This window comes from Helicovermis profundi, from assembly GCF_033097505.1.
Lineage (GTDB): Bacteria > Bacillota > Clostridia > Peptostreptococcales > Acidaminobacteraceae > Helicovermis > Helicovermis profundi.
On sequence record NZ_AP028654.1, the window covers coordinates 713,860 to 733,809 of the forward strand.

General features: G+C 26.7%; 16 protein-coding genes and 1 riboswitch. Of the genes, 9 read left to right on the forward strand and 7 right to left on the reverse strand.

The window, feature by feature from the left end:
* Positions 1-132 precede the first annotated feature (132 nt).
* The 6 genes from AACH12_RS03065 (at position 133) to pelG (ending at position 9,782) form a co-directional block, all read left to right on the forward strand.
* The gene (locus tag AACH12_RS03065; protein ID WP_338536607.1) at positions 133-2,553 is read left to right on the forward strand and encodes a Lon protease family protein; all 2,421 of its coding nucleotides are present in this window, start codon (positions 133-135) and stop codon (positions 2,551-2,553) included.
* A 138-nt stretch (positions 2,554-2,691) separates the two neighbouring features.
* Positions 2,692-4,053: a GAF domain-containing protein gene (locus AACH12_RS03070; RefSeq protein ID WP_338536608.1), complete on the forward strand. Its 1,362-nt coding sequence runs from the start codon at positions 2,692-2,694 to the stop codon at positions 4,051-4,053.
* Complete coding sequence (locus AACH12_RS03075) at positions 4,040-5,869, forward strand: DUF2194 domain-containing protein (RefSeq protein WP_338536609.1); 1,830 nt, start codon at positions 4,040-4,042, stop codon at positions 5,867-5,869. The genes AACH12_RS03070 and AACH12_RS03075 overlap by 14 nt, the downstream gene beginning before the upstream one ends.
* An 11-nt stretch (positions 5,870-5,880) precedes the next feature.
* Entirely contained in the window at positions 5,881-6,828 is a 948-nt protein-coding gene (locus AACH12_RS03080) for a hypothetical protein (RefSeq protein WP_338536610.1), read from the forward strand.
* A gap of 5 nt (positions 6,829-6,833) precedes the next feature.
* Entirely contained in the window at positions 6,834-8,249 is a 1,416-nt protein-coding gene (pelF, locus tag AACH12_RS03085) for a GT4 family glycosyltransferase PelF (RefSeq protein WP_338536611.1), read from the forward strand.
* Positions 8,250-9,782, forward strand: a complete 1,533-nt coding sequence (pelG, locus tag AACH12_RS03090; RefSeq protein ID WP_338536612.1) for an exopolysaccharide Pel transporter PelG — start codon at positions 8,250-8,252, stop codon at positions 9,780-9,782.
* Between the two features lie 160 nt (positions 9,783-9,942).
* On the opposite strand, the gene cobI is transcribed toward pelG, so the two are convergent.
* From cobI to AACH12_RS03125, 7 genes are all read right to left on the reverse strand, one after another.
* Entirely contained in the window at positions 9,943-10,647 is a 705-nt protein-coding gene (cobI, locus tag AACH12_RS03095) for a precorrin-2 C(20)-methyltransferase (RefSeq protein WP_338536613.1), read from the reverse strand.
* A gap of 107 nt (positions 10,648-10,754) precedes the next feature.
* The gene (locus AACH12_RS03100) at positions 10,755-11,492 is read right to left on the reverse strand and encodes an ABC transporter permease (protein WP_338536614.1); all 738 of its coding nucleotides are present in this window, start codon (positions 11,490-11,492) and stop codon (positions 10,755-10,757) included.
* Positions 11,492-12,325: an ABC transporter ATP-binding protein gene (locus AACH12_RS03105; protein ID WP_338536615.1), complete on the reverse strand. Its 834-nt coding sequence runs from the start codon at positions 12,323-12,325 to the stop codon at positions 11,492-11,494. The genes AACH12_RS03100 and AACH12_RS03105 overlap by 1 nt, the downstream gene beginning before the upstream one ends.
* A 92-nt stretch (positions 12,326-12,417) precedes the next feature.
* Complete coding sequence (locus AACH12_RS03110; protein WP_338536616.1) at positions 12,418-13,878, reverse strand: ABC transporter substrate-binding protein; 1,461 nt, start codon at positions 13,876-13,878, stop codon at positions 12,418-12,420.
* 29 nt (positions 13,879-13,907) lie between these two features.
* Positions 13,908-14,798, reverse strand: a complete 891-nt coding sequence (locus AACH12_RS03115; protein WP_338536617.1) for a sirohydrochlorin cobaltochelatase — start codon at positions 14,796-14,798, stop codon at positions 13,908-13,910.
* Between the two features lie 12 nt (positions 14,799-14,810).
* The gene (locus AACH12_RS03120; protein WP_338536618.1) at positions 14,811-15,575 is read right to left on the reverse strand and encodes an ABC transporter ATP-binding protein; all 765 of its coding nucleotides are present in this window, start codon (positions 15,573-15,575) and stop codon (positions 14,811-14,813) included.
* Positions 15,572-16,651 (reverse strand): FecCD family ABC transporter permease, encoded by a 1,080-nt coding sequence (locus AACH12_RS03125; RefSeq protein ID WP_338536619.1) that lies wholly within the window; start codon positions 16,649-16,651, stop codon positions 15,572-15,574. The genes AACH12_RS03120 and AACH12_RS03125 overlap by 4 nt, the downstream gene beginning before the upstream one ends.
* Positions 16,652-16,796: 145 nt before the next feature.
* Positions 16,797-16,973: riboswitch (cobalamin riboswitch) on the reverse strand.
* 142 nt (positions 16,974-17,115) lie between these two features.
* On the opposite strand from AACH12_RS03125, the gene AACH12_RS03130 reads away from it, so the two are divergent.
* From AACH12_RS03130 to AACH12_RS03140, 3 genes are read left to right on the forward strand one after another with little or no spacing between them, the layout of a single operon-like run.
* Positions 17,116-17,694 carry a DUF502 domain-containing protein gene (locus tag AACH12_RS03130; protein ID WP_338536620.1) on the forward strand — a complete coding sequence of 193 codons (579 nt, stop codon included), beginning with the start codon at positions 17,116-17,118 and terminating at the stop codon, positions 17,692-17,694.
* 21 nt (positions 17,695-17,715) lie between these two features.
* Entirely contained in the window at positions 17,716-18,390 is a 675-nt protein-coding gene (locus AACH12_RS03135) for a response regulator transcription factor (protein WP_338536621.1), read from the forward strand.
* Positions 18,390-19,904, forward strand: a complete 1,515-nt coding sequence (locus AACH12_RS03140; protein WP_338536622.1) for a sensor histidine kinase — start codon at positions 18,390-18,392, stop codon at positions 19,902-19,904. Before AACH12_RS03135 ends, AACH12_RS03140 begins: the two co-directional genes overlap by 1 nt.
* Positions 19,905-19,950: the final 46 nt, after the last annotated feature.

Below are 19,950 nucleotides of genomic sequence, written 5' to 3' on the forward strand. Positions count from 1 at the left end.
AAAATAGTTCATAAAAAAGATTGCAATATGGCTTGTCCATTAAAGCAGATTTTTATGAACTATTTTTAATTTATTGTGTTTATATAAAAATATTGGGTAAAATAAAATAAGACAAAATAAAGAGGTGAGTTTATGAGACATTATATGGATAAATACAGAGTAAAAGTTGATGAATTAAGTAGTAAATGTGATAAAAAATGTTTGAATTTTAAGTCTACGGCTGAAATAGAACCATTAAAAGGTATTATGGGACAAGATAGGGCGGTTGAAGCTATTGAATTTGCACTCGGTATGAAAAAGAAAGGATACAATATTTACGTTTCAGGAAGTTGGGGAACAGGTAGAAATAGCTATGTAAATCAACTAACATATAAAGAAGCAAAAAATCAAAAGGCACCAAAAGATTGGATTTATGTTAATAATTTTAAGAATTTTAGAAACCCAATTGCTATTGGTCTTGAAACTGGGGAAGGCAAAAATTTTATTAGAAGTATGGAATTCATGATTGTGTTTTTTAAAAAAGAAATTCAAAATGTTTTTTCTAGTAAAGAATATGAAAATACAAGAGCTATAATACTCGAAGAGTATTCTAATGAAACGGATAAAATTATATTAGAACTTAATAAAATTGGTAGAAATTATGGATTTAAATTTATTCAAAATGAGAAAGGTCTCATAAGTATTCCTCTTAAGAATGGTGAAGCCATGAATGAAGAAGAATATAAAAATATTTCTGATGAAGAATATGAAAAACTTAAAGAAAAATCAAATGAACTTAGTTTAGAAACAGTTGAGTATTTTAATGAACTTAGAAAATCTGAAGAAAACTATAGATTGAGAATTAAAAATTTAGATGAACAAATGGGTAGAAAAGTTGTTAGTTTTCACTTAATGAATATTAGAGAAAAATATAAAGATAATAAAAATATTTCTCTTTATTTTGATTATTTGACTGATGATATTGTGGATCATTTAGATAAATTTAAAGGGGAAGAAGAAGAACCAGAAAACCCTGCACTTGCAATGATTGCACCTAAATCTAAAAAAATCTTCTTTAATAGATATAAGATAAATTTATTTGTTGATAATTCTGAGAAAAAACATGCTCCTGTTGTCTTTGCATCAAACCCTAGTTACTACAATATTCTTGGTAGCATTGAGTATAGAAATGAATATGGTGTTATGAAAACTGATTTTATGCAAATTAAACCTGGTGCGCTTCATGAAGCAAATGGTGGATATTTAATTGTTCTTGCAAAAGATATACTAACTATGCCCTACGCTTGGAAAGGTATCAAAAGGGCAATGCTTGATGGTAAAGTATCTATTGAATCAATTGGAAGTCAATATGGTACGGTTGTAAGTCAAACTCTTAAGCCGCAACCAATTCCTCTTAATGTTAAAGTGATAGTTATTGGTGATGCTTACACTTATCAAATGCTCTATAATTACGATGAGGAATTTAGAAAATTATTTAAAATAATGGCTGATTTTGATATTGAAATGAATAGAAATGAAGAAAATATTATGAAAATAACAAGTTTCATAAAAAAACATATTGAAGAAGAAAATTTAAAAGAATTTTCAAGTAGTGCAATTGCAAAAATTATTGAATATAGTTCAAGACTTGCTGATGATCAGCTTAAACTAAGCTCACACTTAAGTAAATTAGTTGATGTTGTCTATGAATCAGATAGATGGGCAGAAATATCAGGTGATAAGTTTGTTAAAGAAGAACATATTGAAAAAACACTTGAACAAATTAAAAAAAGAAATCAAAAATATGAAGAAAAAATTATGGAAATGTTTGAAAGTGCGGACTATTTAATTGATGTGGATGGTGAAAAAGTTGGCGAAATTAACGGCCTTGCAGTGACTGGTTCAGGGCAATATAGTTTTGGTAAACCATCAAAAATAACTGTTGCGACATATAAAGGTAGAGCTGGGATTGTGAATATCGAAAGGGAAGCTAGGACGAGCGGAGCTATTCATGATAAAGGTGTTTTAATTTTAACTGGTTATTTAGGCTATAAATTTGCTCAAAACAGACCTCTAGCATTGACGGCAACAATAGTATTTGAACAATTATATTCTGGAGTAGATGGTGACAGTGCGTCTAGTACAGAACTTTATGCAATTCTTTCGAGTCTTTCTGGAATTCCGATTAAACAAGGTATTGCAGTAACTGGATCGGTTAATCAAAGAGGTATAATTCAACCAATTGGTGGAATTAATGAAAAAATTGAGGGGTTCTACAAAGTATGTAAGTTAAAGGGTATAACAGGAAAACAAGGCGTAATGATGCCTCACCAAAATGTAAAAAATTTGATGTTATCAAGTGAAGTCATTGAAGCCGTTAAAAAAGGAGAGTTCCATATATATGCTGTTACTACAATCGATGAAGGTATAGAAATATTAACTGGTCATAAAGCAGGAACATTAAATAAAAATGGTAAATTTACTAAAAACTCAATTCATTTCTTAGTAGATAAAAAACTTGATATTCTTGCTCAGCCAATATTAAAAAGAAACTCAGATGGAAAAACAAAGTAATAAAATATGGATAGTTTAAAGAATTAGGACTTATATAAGTGTGTAAACTACACTAATATAAGTTCTATTTTGTAATCATTATATTTTCCGTTATAATGATTGATACTCCTTTATTGTGGGTATAATATATTAAAATAAATGAAATATAAAATAATAGAAGGTGATTTTATGAATACGAAAAAAATTTTTTTCTCTATACTTGAAAATATTATATTTATAGCAATTGTTATTTTAGTATTTTATATTTTACCATACAATAAGGAAAGTTTTTTAACGTTAAATATTCATCCTCTATTTTTTGTTGTATTAATTATGGCACTAAGATATGGTTCTGCTATTGGCCTTATCAGTGCATTTTTTGTAAGCCTAACTTATAGCTATATCTATTTTACACTTGGAAAAGATATGTTTTTGCTTTTCAGCGAATTATCTAATAGTAAATACTTTGTTTATTTTTTTATTATTGCAATTGTTATTGGTAGATTTAAAGATAATTTTTTATATCATGAAAAAATATCAGATAATAAAATAAATCTTCTTAAAGAAGCAAATCAAAATTTAACTGAGGCAAATAAAGAAGCTTTTGCATTAAAGGAAGAATTAAGAAAACAAATAATAGGAGCTGAACATAGTATTCTATCTTTATATGAAATAGCCTCTTCACTAGATACTCTTGATCCTGAAGAAGTATACACTGAAACAATGGGAATGCTTTCAAAATTTCTTAGAGCAAAGACTATTTCGATATATTCAGTAAATGAAACCAAAGGAGTACTTAGACTAAAAATAAGGCTTGGTGAGGGTAGTAATTTACCTAATTCTATTTTTTATGAAGATAATGAATCATTTTATGAATTAATTAATAAAAAAAATATTGTAAAACATATTTATAAAAGTGATGATAATTGTCCTTTGATGTGCGCCCCACTAATAGATGATGGAAAAGTAGTAGCAATTCTTAATATTGAAATGATCGAGTTTAAGTTTGTAACTGATTATACGTATAATGTTTTCAAGATTATAGTTGAATGGGTTAATAAAGCACTGATAAGGGCATTAAGTGCTGAAGAAGATTTAAGAGAAAATGAGGTTTTTCAAGGAACAAATATTTTATTTTTTTCTAATTTTATAGATAGATTAGATAAGGAAGAACACAGAAAAGAAAAATTTAATATTGAATATATTTTATTATCTTACTATATTAAAAATCCTAATTTAGAATATATTTCTAAAAAATCATTAAAAATACTTAGAGATGTAGATATTGTAGGAATGAAATGTAATTTTAATTTTATTGATTGTGTAGATAAAAAAAGAAACTCTATTAAAGAAATAAATATTAAAATGAATAATGTTTCTAATAAAATTAAAAAATATAATTTAAAAGGAAATGTTTTTTTCCTATTACCTGCTACTCCTATGAATCAAAAAGACCATATAGAAGAAAGAATATTAAGTACCTTTGATTATAAATTGGAGAAAACATATGAAATTAAATAAAAAACTTCTAATTATTATTTTGATTATTATTATATCAGCAATTATAGTACAAGTTTCAAGACAAAATGTCTTTTCAAGAAATTTATCAGTAAATCAAAAAAAGATTAAGCTAAACTTAAATTATAGTAATAGTATTTTACCTAATGACTATAGGAAATTTGTTTTTTTATATTCTACAGATTCTCCCGGTAATAAGCTAATATATTATCAAGTAAATGAAGTTTTTAAATTAACAAAATTAAATATAGAATTTGTTAATATTGAAAAGGAAAATTCTACGGAAATTATTACATCACTTACAAATAACGACCTAATAATAATAGGAACTGAGAATATAGAAAATTATAGAAATAATGAATTAATAGTGAAATATGTAAAAAATGGTGGAACGGTAGTATCTCTTTTAAGAAATCATGCTGTTGATTTAGATGAAATATTTGGAATTAAAGAACAATTTGGATTTAGAGATAAAGATTTAATTGGTCTTAAATTTACAAAAAAATTTTTCCCTGGTTTGGATGAAATTGAAATTACTAATGAACTTATATCGCATTCAATAATAAATATGAAACTTTCACCTAATGTTGATGTAATTGCGACTTCAGAAAACACTCCTATTATATGGGAAAATGATTATTATTTAGGACGAACTATGTATGTGAATTCAACAATGTTAATGGATAAAAATAATCGTGGTGTCCTTCTACAAACAATTTTATATCCACTTAAGTATTCTATTTACAATATTATGAATGCATTTATTTTAGATATTGATGATTTTCCGGCACCAATTAAAAGAGGCAAATCAGATATTATATTTAAGGAATATTCACTTAAAAACACACAATTTTATAGGCAAATATGGCTTTCAGATATCATAAATTTAGCTTATAAAATGCATATAAAAATTACGGGTTTAATTATTGGAACTTACAATAATAATACTTCACTTCCAATTAAAAAACTTGGAAATACGAATATAGAAGATATTCAGTACTATGGTAGAAGGCTCAAAGAAAATGGTGGTGAAATAGGAATACATGGTTATAATCATCAGTCGCTTGCTTTAAAAGGTGAAATGAATCATGAAAGTTATGGATATAAACCGTGGGAGTCAAAAAAAGCAATGGTGTCTGCTTTAACGGAATTAAGAGATGAAATTTATAATATATATGGTAAAATTAATATTTTTACTTATGTAGCACCTTCAAATATAATTTCAATTGAAGGAAAGGAAGCGGTTAAAGAAGTATTTAAGGATATTGTTGTTTTTGCAGGAATTTATACTGGTAGTCCTGAGAAAGGTGTATTGTACCAAGAATATGGACCTGATCCTGATATTAAAGGCGTTTATACTATGCCTAGAATTAGCTCTGGATATGAAAATACAAAGGAAAATATGTGGTCGATTTATAATTCAATTGCAACCTATGGCGTTTTTAATCACTTTATTCATCCTGATGATGTACTAGATAAAGAAAGATCAGATGGAAAGACGTGGAGAGAATTATACAAGGAATTTACTGCACTTATAACGGACACCAAAAATAGATTTCCTTTTTTAAGAAATATGACAGATTATGAGGCCTATAATTATTTTAGATCTAGCGAAAACTTAAAAGTATATACAAATTATAAGGATCATAAAATATATATATATAATGAGAATTTTATTTCGCCAGTGTATTATATACTTCGCATTAATGGTAAGGTTACGGATATTAAAGGCGGCACATATTCGCTATTTGATAAAGATTTGAATCTTTATATTATTGAGTGCACAGATAAAAATATTATTATTTCTACAAAAGAATAAAGAGGTGTTTTATGCTTTTAATTGTAGTAAGTTCATTTGTGATTTTGATATTAGAAGTATTAGGTTTTGTAGTTTTAAAAAGTAATTTCGATATTACGCATATATTATTTTTTCACGCTTTTTTAACATTAATTTTGTTTTTTATTCAGTATAAAAAAAGTAAATTTATTGGTTTTTCATTTTTGATAATTCTATTTGTGCCTATTATTGGCATTGCAATTTATACTATAATTACGTCTATAATATTAATCTCTGAAAGAAATAGTGCTCTTGATGATTATGAAAAATATATTAGTGATTTTGAACTAATATTAAAGAAAAAACCGTCTACTTTTATTAAAGAGGCAAATACTCTTGGATTGATAGATACATTAATAAGAGAAGATGCTAAAAATAAAAAGAAAACAATTACGGATTTAATAGCAAATGATGTCGATATTAAAATTGATGCATTGAAATTAGGCCTTTTAGATACTGATCAAGAGGTTGTCCATTATTCTTCAACACTTCTTAGTACAATTGAAAGAGAGTTTGAAGAATCACTTTCAAATTCAATTAATAAATACAAGGAATCTAGTGATAAGTCACTTTTATTAGAAGTAATTAATAATTATAGCAAATACCTTAATTCTGGATTACTTGAAGGAGAATTAAAAGTAATTCATCAAAAAGAATATATTGATTTTTTAGAAAAACATTTTGAAATTTTTCAAACAAAAGATACTTTATTAAAAATAATTAGGACATATATTAATCTAAAAAAATTTAAAAGATCTTTAGAGTATTACAAAATACTTTTAAGTGAATTTGAAGAAGATAAGCTTACTTATTTTGTGGGAATGGAACTGTATTATAAAACAAAAGACTATGATTCTGTTTATAATATGGCAAATATTATTAGAAAAAAGAAATATTTCTTAACTGATGAAGAAAATAAACGTTTGAAGTATTGGAGTTGATATTAATGAAAATAGCAATTATCGCAGAAGGGTCATATCCATATATTTCAGGTGGTGTATCTTCTTGGGCCAATCAATTAATTAATGCTGTAAGTGAACATGAGTTTATTATTGTAAGTATTATGGCGTCAAGAAAAGAAAATCTCGAATATAAATACAAATTACCTAAAAATGTATCAAAAGTTATAACTTTTTATTTAGATGATTATTTAGATCAAAATCCGAATCAACTTAACCATAAAGTTAAGGCAAATGATAAGGAAAAAGAAGAACTAATTAAGTTTTTAACATTTGATAGTGAGTGTGATGTAAATTCAATAATTAAATTAATGATAAACAAAAAAAAATTTGGTACAACAATTCAATTTTTACAAAGTGAATTTTTTTGGGAAATGATTCTTGAAATTTATAATAAATCTTACTCTGATAATGGATTAAATGAATTTTTTTGGTCATTAAGATCAATGTATTTAAATATGATAAATGTAATTCAAAGCCAAGTGCCACAGGCTGATCTTTATCATTCAGTTTCTACTGGATATTCAGGTCTTATTAGTCTAATTGGTAAAATAAAGTATAATTCTCCATTTATTCTTACTGAACATGGTATTTATCCAAGAGAAAGAGAAGAAGAATTATTAAAAGCTAAATGGGTAAAAGGAATTTATAAAAAAATGTGGATAGATTTTTTTTATTTTATTTCTAAAAGTGCATATAAAAATGCTGATGTTATAATTTCACTTTTTAATAGAAGTAGAGATATTCAATTAGAACTTGGTTCAAAGGAAGAGAAAACTTTGGTTATTCCAAATGGTGTAAAAAATGGCTTTTATGATATTGAGCCAAAAGAACATAAAGGACATATAATAGGAGCAATTGTAAGAATTGTTCCTATTAAAGATATAAAAACATTGATACGTTCATTTAAAATTGTTAAGAATTCTTTAGAAGATGTAAAACTTATGATAATTGGACCTTCAAGTGAAGATGAAGATTATTATGAAGAGTGTCTGGATTTAGTGAAAAGATTAGATCTTGGTGATTCAATTGAATTTACTGGTAGAGTTAATATTAAAGATTATTTGCCTATTATTGATGTTTTAGTATTAACATCACTTTCAGAAGGCCAGCCACTTGTAATGCTAGAAGGAATGGCAGCTTCAATTCCTTTTGTTTCTACAGACGTAGGTTCATGCAAAGAACTTACTAGTGGAACTAGTGAGGATAATTTAGGTCGTTCGGGAATAGTTACAAAACCTGTATCACCTCTTGAAACAGCAAATGCTATTATAAAGATATTAAGTAGTAAAGATGAAGCTAGAAGAATGGGTTTGGTAGGAAGAAAAAGAGTAAAAAAATATTATACTCATGATATGTTTATAGAAAAATATAAGCAAATATATAAGAAATTTGGTGATTAAATGGCAGGAATAGGATTTACCTTAAAAAAACTTTTTGAAAAAGAAACTATTTTAGAAAAAATGAAAGCTTATTTTTTCTCTGGAATAGTAGCTGCAGGGCCTTGGATAATATCAGTTCTTACAATTAATATATTAATATTTTTTTCAAGAATATATTTTTCTAGTTTGTCCGAAATGGATTTGTTTATGGGTTCAATAGTATATGCATTTGTTTTTTCGCAAATAATTACTGCACCATTTCAGCTCTTAATTACAAGGTATATTTCTGACCAACTTTATAAAAAAGACTATGCTTCTATGAAAGCATCCTATAATGGGCTTAGTAATATTATAATAATCATTACAATTAGCCTAGGCTACTTATATTATTTTACTAAAAATGTTCCTTATTATTATAAATATATGGCGGTTTTACTTTTTATGTTTATATCTCTTGTATGGATTACCATGGTGTATCTTAGCGCTATTAAAAATTATGCTATTATTTCATATGGATACTTAGCTGGAGGTGTAGCTACAGTTATTTTGTCTTTTTTAACGACCTATGGATTTAATGAATCACAAATTAATTATATTTATAATACTGTCGGAATTAAGCTAAAGGTTGGAACTATTATTAGTTTACCCTTTAATGATTTGTATCAGGCGAGTTCATTATTGTTTTCATATTTAATTGGTATTATTTTAGTTTTTTCAATATTATTTTTTAGTTTTGTAAATACATTTAAGATTAGTAATAATAAAAAATATGATTTTATTAGATATATGAATCTATTTCCAAGTTTATTTTTTTCAGGATTATTTTATACAATGGGACTTTGGATAGATGATATTCTTATGTGGTATAGCAAATTCGGAAAGAATGTTTTAGATGTTTATAAGTTTGCACCAATATATGATAATGCAGTATTTTTAGCATATTTAACAGTGATACCTACAATGATTATGTTTATGGTTTCTGTTGAAACGGAGTTTTATGAGAATTATAGAAAATATTATGGTTTAGCTTCATCTAAAGGAACTTATAAAGAAATAGCTATTGCAAGGGATGAAATGAGAACTTCAATATTTAGATTGTTATTATATACATTTGAAACTCAAACTTTTATAACATTATTTATTATTATCATTTCTAAATATATTTTTATTTATTTAAATTTTCCTTTATTAATAGTAGGAATTTTTAGGATATGTGCACTTGGAGCTTTATGTAATATTTTTATTTTACTAATATTCTTAGTATTATTATATTTTGAATCAAGAAAAGAAGTTTTATTAATTACATTTATATTTATGGTTTCCACAGCATTTTTTACAGTAGTAATGATTCCATTTGGTGAGAGTTTTTATGGATTTGGTTATTTTTTAGGATCTTTATCAACTTTACTGATAGCAATGGTATTTTTGTTTAAATTTTTTAAGAAAATTGATTACAATACATTTGGAAGACAGGCTATATTTTTTAAAGAGTCAAGTGGATTTTTTATCACATTATCCAATAAATTAAACAAAATAACGCAAAAGATGAACTAATTGTGTATAAGTGTTTGAAAATTCAAATATAAACATGTAATTAACAAAACAATCCACAAAGTAAAATTATATTGTGGATTGTTTTATTTTTTTTGATGGTTTACTTTAACAATTGTGGATAAATAATTCTAAAAATTCGCAATGAATCTAATAAAATTATTTATATATTCATACCATTTTTCTTTATTATCATTGTTGAAAGATAAGGAATTTTATCTTTAATTTTATCAATATCAGATATAATCACTTCTTCATCTGTACCTGCTTTAGTTATTAATCTAAAATTATTTTCTAAGTTATTTTTTATAAGTGAATCAACTATTTTTTTAGGATTATGAGAAGGTTTCATAACAATTACGTTATCAAAAGCTTCAAGAACTTTATTTAAGTCAAATTTACTGTCTTTAGATGCGGGAATCACTGCAAGACCTTCTTCCCACATAGCAAGAGGAGTACCTAGTGAAGATGAAATAGCTGAGAAAGAAGTAATTCCAGGAATAAAGTCAATATCAATTTTTTCTTCAATTAAATGCTCTTTTAAATATAAAAAAGTACTATAAAGCATAACGTCTCCAATAACAATAAATGCTATTTTTTTGTTTTTAACAGTATTATCAGCTATAAATTTTGCATTCTCTTTCCATTTTTTATTAAGTTCATCTTTGTCATAATTCATTGGAAAAACTAAGTTTACTATTTTTGCATTTGGATTTACATATTCTTTAATTATTTCATATGCAAAACTCACACTACCTTCGGATTTAATAGGACAATAAAGAATATCACATTCAGAAAGAATCCTAGCTGCTTTTACAGTTAAGTACTCTTTGTCTCCAGGTCCAACACCGATTCCATAAATTTTCATAATTACTCCTTTTTCAACAATTGTAATATCATTAGTCTTTATCTTTTCCTTTAATTAACGCTTAAAATAATTTGCTATTAATTCTATAAAAATATAGTTATAGTTTTTTAAATTCTGCTTTCTTCATAACATATTCTAATTGAAAATATGGTAATGATTATTATGTATGTTATAAGAACAATGAATGAGAACCAATCAATATTTCTTCCGAATGTTGCACTTCGCATAAGTCTAGTAGCATGTGTAAGTGGAAGAAGTTCGATAAACCATCTAAAAAAAATGGGTAATTTACTGACTGAAAAAAACGTGCCACATAAAAATGACATGGGTGTAATAACAAATGAAGTAAATCTATTCATATCATAGTGAGTATCAATTATCATTGCAGCAAAAAAACCAATTGCAGAAAACAAAGTTGCATTTAAAATGGTTGCTAAAATAAAAACAATAGGTTTTTCAATATGTGCTCCTGCTATAAACATAATAATAACCATTAAAAAGCATGCATAAATTCCTCTAAGTGCGCCCGAGATTATATATTCTATAGCTAATCTTCTAACGCTTATAGGCGCTAAAAAATAATTTTCAAAACTCTTTTCATGAAGTCTTGCAACGCTTATACGCATTGATACTCCGCTATAGCTAGAACGCATAGTTGTTAGTGCTGCAATTCCTGGCAAAATATAGTACATATAGCTGTTACCATCAATATTTGTGCTAGTATTTAAACCCCAGCCAAAAGTGATTAGGTAAAGAATAGGGGTTACAATTTGAGCGGATGTAATTTTAAAAAATCTTCTTTTAAAAAAAATCCATTCTCTCCAAATAACAGTAAAATCACTCATTAATTCACCTTCTTTTTAGTAAACTGGTAAAAAACGTCTTCGAGTGTTGTTTTTCTAATAGAGTAAACAACATTTAACTTATTAGAATATATATTAGCTTTTTCAAGTGTAGTAAAAAATTTATGATTTACTTCACCTTCAAACCACTCTATAGTGTATTTTCCTAGGTCGTTTATAAGATTAGTAGGTGTATCTTTAGAATAAATTATTCCATCATTAAGTAATATTACTTTGTCGCTTAAATACTCAGCTTCTTCAATATGATGAGTAGTTAGTATAATTGTTTTTCCTTCATTTTTTAGTCTAATAAATTCATTCCAGATTTGTTTTCTAGAAACTAAATCAATTCCAACAGTAGGTTCATCAAGAAAAATAGTTTCCGGAAAGTGAATTAACGCTCTTGCTATCATAAGTTTTCTTTTCATTCCACCAGATAATTTTTTTACTAGTTTATCTTTATGAATTTCTAAATTAAACTGAGCAAGTTGATGAGTTACTCTTTCTTTTAAAACATTTCCTTTTAGACCATAAAGTTTTCCTGCGAAAATTAGATTTTCATAAACTGAAAGTTCTTTATCAAGATTAATATGTTGATTAACAACACCAATTTTCTTTTTAAGATGATTACTATCTCTATTAAAAATCTCATTATCATATAAAATTTCACCTTCATTGTATGAAGAAAGTCCAGTTATCATTCTAATTATAGTAGTTTTTCCAGCACCATTTGGTCCGAGTAAACTAGTTAATTTTCCTTTTTCTATATGAAGGTTAAGCTTACTTATATTAAAAGATTTTCCATATGATTTTGATATGTTTTTTAGTCTTATCATAATTACTCCCTTTAAAAATAGGAATTTTAGTAAGTTGATTTTTAATAATAAAATCAAGTATTTGAAATTAAAATGTCTAATAAAGTAGGTCTTTATTGTTTAGCAGTATTTTTAAGTTTATTAAGAGTTTGTATAGCATCCTTCATACTTATATTATCTTTTGGATTAAATTTTCCGTTTTCAAGTTTCATTATGTTATTATCAACAATAATTTGTATAATTTTAAGGTTCTTACAATCATTTGAATCTTTTATTTCTTTATGAATAGTTTGTTTTCTTAAATCAGAAATAAGATAAAGTGATTTAGCAAATTCTTCTTTAGTGATTTCTTTTTCAGGATAAAAGTATTCTATACCATCTATTTTGTTTGTATCCATATAACCTGAAGAAACTGCGGTTTCAATAAAATCAAAATCAGGGTCAGAAAACTCTAAATCGTCAAATTTACCATAAGTATGACCATTATACTCTTTTCTAAAGTATGAAGAAGTAGGCACAAAATACACTTTGTGTTTATATTTAACTACTAATTTAGCTAAATCTCTATTAGTGGTATTGTTTTGTGAAATCATATTACTTAGATTATCAAAGTAGTCTGGATGAATAATTCTTGAAACTTCATGTATTCCTTTTAGGAATCTAAAGGTTGGACTAGAAATAATTTTTTGGCTTATTTCAAATACTTTATTATCTTTTACAGCTTTTATTCCTTTAAAACCCGGTCTAATTGTTATGGAATGAATGTTACCACCAGCACCCATAACGCCTCTTTGTGAAATAAAAATATCAATATCATTGGCCTTCTGAAGTATTTTTTCTATACCATAAGAAGCAATAGAACTTCCTTCAATTGGCTCAGCATCGTTTGCTATGAAATTTCCTCCAGCTATCTTTATTGCACTTGCAGGCATAGAATCAGATGTAACGGTGGTATAACCAGTTTCTGAAGACTCAAAATATACGCCAGGATGATCTTTAAATCTAGAATTAAATTTTTTAAATTCTTCTATTTTTTCATGGAATTCATTAAGCTTTTTCTGAGCGTATTTTTCTTTTCCACTTATCATTCCGAGTTTTAATATGTAATCATCAAAATCACTAAATTTAGTTGGATAAAGAGAGACTACGTTTATGCCTGACCTTCTCAAAGAATTTACAAAATCAGGTGTTTTTCTTTCAATAAATGGTCTTATTAATACTAAATCAGGATTTGCCGCAAGAATTTTTTCTGGATCAGCTCTATAGTCATATCTGGTAAGATTAAATACTTCCATAGGATAAGCATCCGCTCGTCCTATTCCTAGTATATTTTTTCCTGCATCTATAGCAAATAAATTTTCTGTATGTGCAGAATAAAGAGAGATAATTTTTGTGGCTGGTTTATCCATTTTTATTCTATGCCCTGAGTCATCAATAAAATCAATTGCATATTTATGGGTATCAAGCTTTTCAGTATTTTTTATTAAATTTTCAATTGGACTTCTAAGAACAAATAGGGTTAATATTGCAATTAACCCTATTGTAAAAAGAGTCTTTAGACTCATATTTTTCATATATTTCTCCTTGGCTTATTCGAATAAAATTACTTGTTTTCCTCAGGTTCGTAAAGGCCGTCTATAAGGTTCCTCAAATGTTCCACATATAAATCTTGAATACCTTTAACTTCACCAAGTCCATGAATATAGGTTGTAACTTCGAATCCATCTTTTTTTAAGATTGTTTTCCAAGAATCACTTTCATCTCCTGCCATATCATTATTTGCGTGATCTCCTGCAACTAGCATAAAAGGCATAAGTGTAACTTTTTCAATATTTTTTTCATTTAATCTACTTATAACATTATCAATAGTAGGGTATCCTTCAACTGTACCAACGAATACATTTGAATAACCTTCATCATGAAGCATATATGATAGTTCAGAATACTGGGCATTAGCAATATGAGGAGTACCATGTCCCATAAATACTACTGCTTCATTTTTTTCTAAATTGGAAAATTTATCTTTTAAAGCATCAATAGCTTTTTGATAGTCTTCCGTTGAAGAAAGTAATGGTTTTCCAATTCTAAGAGTGTTGAATGAATCTTTATAATTATTTGCTTGGTTAAGAAGATCGTTATATTCTTCTCCGTTTATTACATGAAGTGGCTGAATGTAAACTTCAGAATATTTGTCTTTTTTAAGTTGTTCCATGGCCTGAAGAACATTATTAATATCTAAATTATCTCTATTTTTAAGCTTGTCAATTATGATTTGAGAAGTGAACGCCCTAAAAATATCATAATCAGGAAATTCATCTTTAATTCTATTTTCAGTAGCTTCAATTGTTAAAGCTCTTGAGTCGTTATAACTAGTACCAAAACTTACAACGAGTATCGCTCTTTTACCATTATCTGTTGCTAAAGACGACGAACAACCTGAAAATAATGATACTACTAAAACAATTATTAATGTTACTATTAACCCCTTTTTCATAAAAAATTCCTCCTAATTTTCAATTAAAAAACCTTTGTTTTTAATTAATGTAGTATTAATTTCAAATACATTTTTTAATAAAATTTCATTTAGTATTTGTTTAGTTTCCCCAAATTCAATTAGATCCCCATTTTTAAGTACAATGACACTATCAGAATATTTATATACTAAATTAACATCATGCATAACAGAAATAACAATAATGTTATTTTCTAGAGCATATTTTTTTATTACATTGATCATCTTAATTTTATAAGCAATATCCATGGCCGAAAATGATTCATCTAAAATTAATATTTTAGGATTTTGGCAAATGGCTCTAGCCAGTCTTACTCTTTGAAGTTCACCACCGCTAAGTTCTTTAATAGATTTATTAAAAAATTCTTTTGTATCAGTTAATTCAAGAGCTTTAGTAACTTCCATTAATGAATTTTCATTCATATAATTATAGTTTGTATTGCGGTTTGAATATCCCATTCTTACATAATCAATGACTTTGAATGGAAAAGTAGTTTCGTAGCCTTGTGAGATTGTACATATAATTTTAGATAAATCAAGGTAATTCAATTTTTTATTATTTTTCCTTTCTAATAAAATCATGCCTGATTTAATAGAAAGAGATTTATTAATTAATTTTAAAAGTGTACTTTTGCCACATCCATTGGGCCCGATAATAGATATGAGTTTTCCTTTAAAATAATTATCAATGTGAATATTAATGTTGTTTAGTACTTTATTTTCATTATATTTAAAATTTAAGTTATTTATTTTAATCATTTTGTTATGCCTCTCTTTCTTTTAATATATATATACATAAAGAAAGGGCCTCCAAGTAGAGTTGTAAATACTCCTACCGGAATTTCAATACTTGAGCTGAGTCTGGCAATATTATCTGCAATTACCAATATATTGCCACCTAATAGTGCACTCATTAATACAACATTTCTATTTCTTGAAGATATACTCATTCTAACAAGGTGTGGAACTACAAGTCCTACAAATCCAATTACTCCACTAATAGAAACGCATGTTGCAGTAAGAAGAGAAGAAATAATCATGTATTTTTTTAATTTTTTTTCGTAGTCAAGTCCTAGATTATTTGCTTCAGTTTTACCGAGTGCCATTATATCTAATTCGTCTACATTTAGCATAATAATAGTAATTAATACAATTACCATAGGTAAAGAAATGATTATATGTGTCCAAGATCTTGCTGATAAACTTCCCATTATCCAAAATACAATTGCACCAACCTGTTCACCAGCTAATGTTTTAAGAAAACTTATACCTGCTGAAAGAATTGAACTTATAATTATACCAGATAGAATTACATCAGAAGATGAAATACTTCCTCCTGATTTAGATATATTTGTAACTATATATAAGGTTAAAAGTGCAAAAACAAAAGCAAAAGGCATAATTGGTAGTAAATGTGAAACGAAAAATAAATTTAAAAATATTGCAATAGTTGCTCCAAAAGCAGCGCCAGTTGAAACTCCAATAGTATAAGGATCAGCTAATTGATTGCCAAGTATGGACTGAAAAACAGCGCCTGAAACAGCTAGGCCACTACCTACAATAGCTCCTGCAAGTATTCTAGGCAGCCTTACATCCCATACTACTAAAACTTTTGTTTCATTAATTCCACTTACTAAGGATTTGATTCCAAGAAGTTTTCCAATAATTATTTTGTATGCTTCAGAAATTGAAATATCCATAAGACCAAGCGTTGAACTTATTCCAATAATAAGTAAAAGCGAAACAGAAAATATAAGAATAAGTAAATAGTTAAATTTTTTTTCTCTTTCAATATGCGAATAAATATTGTCATCAAAGTTTTCGTATTTTTCCATGTTTCCTCCGGAAATATATGGTTTTAGTGAATATATATAAAAACTACTTCATTTGGGACAAAGTAGTTTTTTGTTATTAAAAAAGATACCTTAAAAGAGGTATCCGATTAGTTAATAATCAATAGCTTACTTTCTCTCCGAAGTTGCTGTTGCGGTTTTCAAGGCAGGTTTCCTGACTCATGACTTAACTTACTTTCTCGCCTTCCCATTAAAAACAGTGGCATTGAGATTTCATAATCATTTACAGTAGCGGAGGCTGCAGAGGATTTTAACCCCTTTCCCTATTATCTACATAAATAGCACCTTAAAAAGTATTTAATTATTTTCATCTCATTATACATAATTAAAAAATCAAAGTCAATTTAGTTTTTATTAAAATTTAAAATAAATTTATCTAATGTTAATTAAACTGTAACAAGGGTGGTATAATATAGATATGCAAATACTTTAAAGGATGTGGTTAGATGTTTGAAAAAATATATAAAACGTTTTTATCAGGTTTATTTTTACTATTACCTCTTATGATTACGCTAGGCTTAATAATGTATATTGTTAATTTTGTTGGAAGATTTACGTCACCGCTTGTTATGCTTATCTTTGGCAAGAATTATACGGGTGTAGGTTTTATTTTTGGAGTATTAATTATACTTGGAATTGGAACATTCTCAAATCAATACGTCGTAAAGAAATTTTTTCATTGGCTTGAAGTTGTAATTAATAAAATTCCAGTGGTAAAAACGATATATTCATCAATTAGAGATATAGGAAAAATGTTTGATAAAGATAAAAGTTCTTCTTTTAAAAAGGCAGTATTAGTTGATTATCCGCTTAAAGGGTCAAAATGTATAGGTTTTATAACTAATGATGAATGCATTTTTGATGGTAAACTTTCAAAAACTGCTGTCTTTGTTCCGACAACGCCAAATCCTACAAGTGGATTTCTTTTATATGTAGACAAAAAAGATATAACATTTATTGATTTACCAGTAGAAGATGCTATAAAGATGGTTGTTTCACTTGGTGTTTATAGTAGTAAAAAATAAGTAGATATTGGAGGTATAGTAGTGAATGAAACTATTTTAATTGCTGAAGATGAAAAAAGAATGAGAATTTTGATTTCTGATTTTTTAAATTTAGAAAACTTTAATGTTCTTGAAGCTGAAAATGGGAAAAAAGCACTTGAATTATTTAATGAAAAAAAAGATGAAATTGATTTAATTATTTTAGATGTTATGATGCCTATTTTTGACGGGTGGACAGTATGTAAAGAAATTAGGAAAAAATCAACAATTCCCGTTTTAATGTTAACTGCCAAAAGTGAAGATACTGATGAACTTTATGGCTTTGAACTTGGAGTGGATGAATATATTTCAAAACCTTTTAAACCAAATATATTAGTTGCAAGAGTAAAAGCATTACTTAGAAGAAAAGAAAAAATAGAAAATGAAATAATGAATTTTAATGGGCTTCTTATTGATGAAAAAGCACATAAAGTGAGTTTAAATAAAGAAATAATAGACTTTAGTCCAAAAGAGTATGATTTATTAATGTATATAATTAAAAATAAGGGAATAGCACTTACAAGGGAACAAATTCTAGATGGTGTTTGGGGTTATGATTATTTTGGAGGACTTAGAACTGTGGATACACATATAAAAAGAGTAAGAATAAAATTAAAACAAAAAGAAAATTATATTCAAACTGTAAGAGGCCTTGGATATAGGTTTGAGGTGGTTTAGTGAAGAACTCTATTAAGGCTAAATTATTTATAGGTATTTTAGTTTTTGCAGTGTTTTTAACACTTATTTCTTCTTTTATGAACATAAATTTTTTTGATGATTACTATATGAGTCAAAAGAAGAAAAATATGCTTTCTAGTGTTAAAAAATTTGGTGAAGAATATAAAAATGGAACAATAAATAATGAGAATTTATATGTTGAAATTGATAAAATTGCTTCTAGAATTGGTGGAAATGTGGTTATAAGTGATATTGATGGAAAACCAATAATAAGCACTTTAAGAGCTAATAATTCTTTATTACAGGGAAACCAAAAAGGTCAATTTAGGCAAAGTGGATTAAATTTTGAAAAAGATGCTATAAATAAAATTATTAAAAACGAATATTATTTTGAGGTAAAAAACCATCCTCGTTTTAATTCTAAATTTTTATATCTTGGATATAAACTCTCTGGCGAAGAATTACTATTAGTCGAAACTCCAATGGAAGCAATTGAACTTGCTGCAAATATTTCGAATAAATTTAATCTAATTATTGGACTAATTTCTCTTATTATGGGAGGAATAATAGCTTACGCTTTTGCTAAAAACTTTACTAAAGATATTATAAATCTTACAAAAATTGCCCAGGATATTTCGAATTTAGATTTTAGTAAAAAATTTAACGTTAAAACAAAAGATGAAATTTCAATGCTTGGAAAAAGTATTAATCAGATGTCTAATACACTTGAAAGTACAATATCAGAACTTGAAAATGCAAATATTTCTTTAAAAAAAGATATTGATATCAAAAATAGAATCGATATAATGCGCAAACAATTTATTTCAAATGTTTCGCATGAACTTAAAACTCCTATAGCATTAATTCAGGGATATGCTATTGGACTGAAAGAAAATGTTATTAATAACACTACAAAAAAAGATTTCTACTGTGATGTTATAATTGATGAATCTGATAAAATGGATAAACTTGTTAAGGATTTACTTAATTTATCGTTTCTTGATTCAGGTATGTATAAAGTTTGTAAAAAAGAATTTGATATTTCAGCATTAGTTGATGAAGTTCTTGATAAATTTGAGCCAATGATTAGATCAAAAAAAATAAATATTAGAACTATAAAAGAAGATATTATAATGGTAAATGCAGATGAACTAAGAATTGAACAAGTTGTTATTAATTATTTGAATAATGCAATTAATCATGTTAAAAATCCAAAAGAGGTAAGTGTATCAGTGCAAAACTTAGATGAAAATACTAAAAATATGTATTCATTAGGGAATGAAGAAGTAAAAGGAAGTAAAATTTTATCTGTTTTTAATACAGGAGAAAGTATACCACAAAGTGATATAGAAAAAATTTGGTCAAGTTTTTACAAAGTTGACAAAGCAAGAACTAGAGAATATTCTGGTAGCGGACTTGGGCTTTCGATAGTAAAAAGTATACTTGATATTCATGGCTTAAGTTATGGTGTTAGAAACAGAGAAGATGGAGTTGAGTTTTGGTTTACTATATGAATTAATTTCTTAACATCTTAGAATATTTTTAACTTTCATATATTCG

Coding starts and splice junctions, on each gene's coding strand:
- cobI (WP_338536613.1), bottom strand. CDS start 10,647: ATGAAAATTTATGGAATCGGTGTTGGACCTGGAGACAAAGAGTACTTA.
- AACH12_RS03075 (WP_338536609.1), top strand. CDS start 4,040: ATGAAATTAAATAAAAAACTTCTAATTATTATTTTGATTATTATTATA.
- pelF (WP_338536611.1), top strand. CDS start 6,834: ATGAAAATAGCAATTATCGCAGAAGGGTCATATCCATATATTTCAGGT.
- AACH12_RS03080 (WP_338536610.1), top strand. CDS start 5,881: ATGCTTTTAATTGTAGTAAGTTCATTTGTGATTTTGATATTAGAAGTA.
- pelG (WP_338536612.1), top strand. CDS start 8,250: ATGGCAGGAATAGGATTTACCTTAAAAAAACTTTTTGAAAAAGAAACT.
- AACH12_RS03070 (WP_338536608.1), top strand. CDS start 2,692: ATGAAATATAAAATAATAGAAGGTGATTTTATGAATACGAAAAAAATT.
- AACH12_RS03115 (WP_338536617.1), bottom strand. CDS start 14,798: ATGAAAAAGGGGTTAATAGTAACATTAATAATTGTTTTAGTAGTATCA.
- AACH12_RS03105 (WP_338536615.1), bottom strand. CDS start 12,325: ATGATAAGACTAAAAAACATATCAAAATCATATGGAAAATCTTTTAAT.
- AACH12_RS03110 (WP_338536616.1), bottom strand. CDS start 13,878: ATGAAAAATATGAGTCTAAAGACTCTTTTTACAATAGGGTTAATTGCA.
- AACH12_RS03130 (WP_338536620.1), top strand. CDS start 17,116: ATGTTTGAAAAAATATATAAAACGTTTTTATCAGGTTTATTTTTACTA.
- AACH12_RS03125 (WP_338536619.1), bottom strand. CDS start 16,651: ATGGAAAAATACGAAAACTTTGATGACAATATTTATTCGCATATTGAA.
- AACH12_RS03120 (WP_338536618.1), bottom strand. CDS start 15,575: ATGATTAAAATAAATAACTTAAATTTTAAATATAATGAAAATAAAGTA.
- AACH12_RS03100 (WP_338536614.1), bottom strand. CDS start 11,492: ATGAGTGATTTTACTGTTATTTGGAGAGAATGGATTTTTTTTAAAAGA.
- AACH12_RS03065 (WP_338536607.1), top strand. CDS start 133: ATGAGACATTATATGGATAAATACAGAGTAAAAGTTGATGAATTAAGT.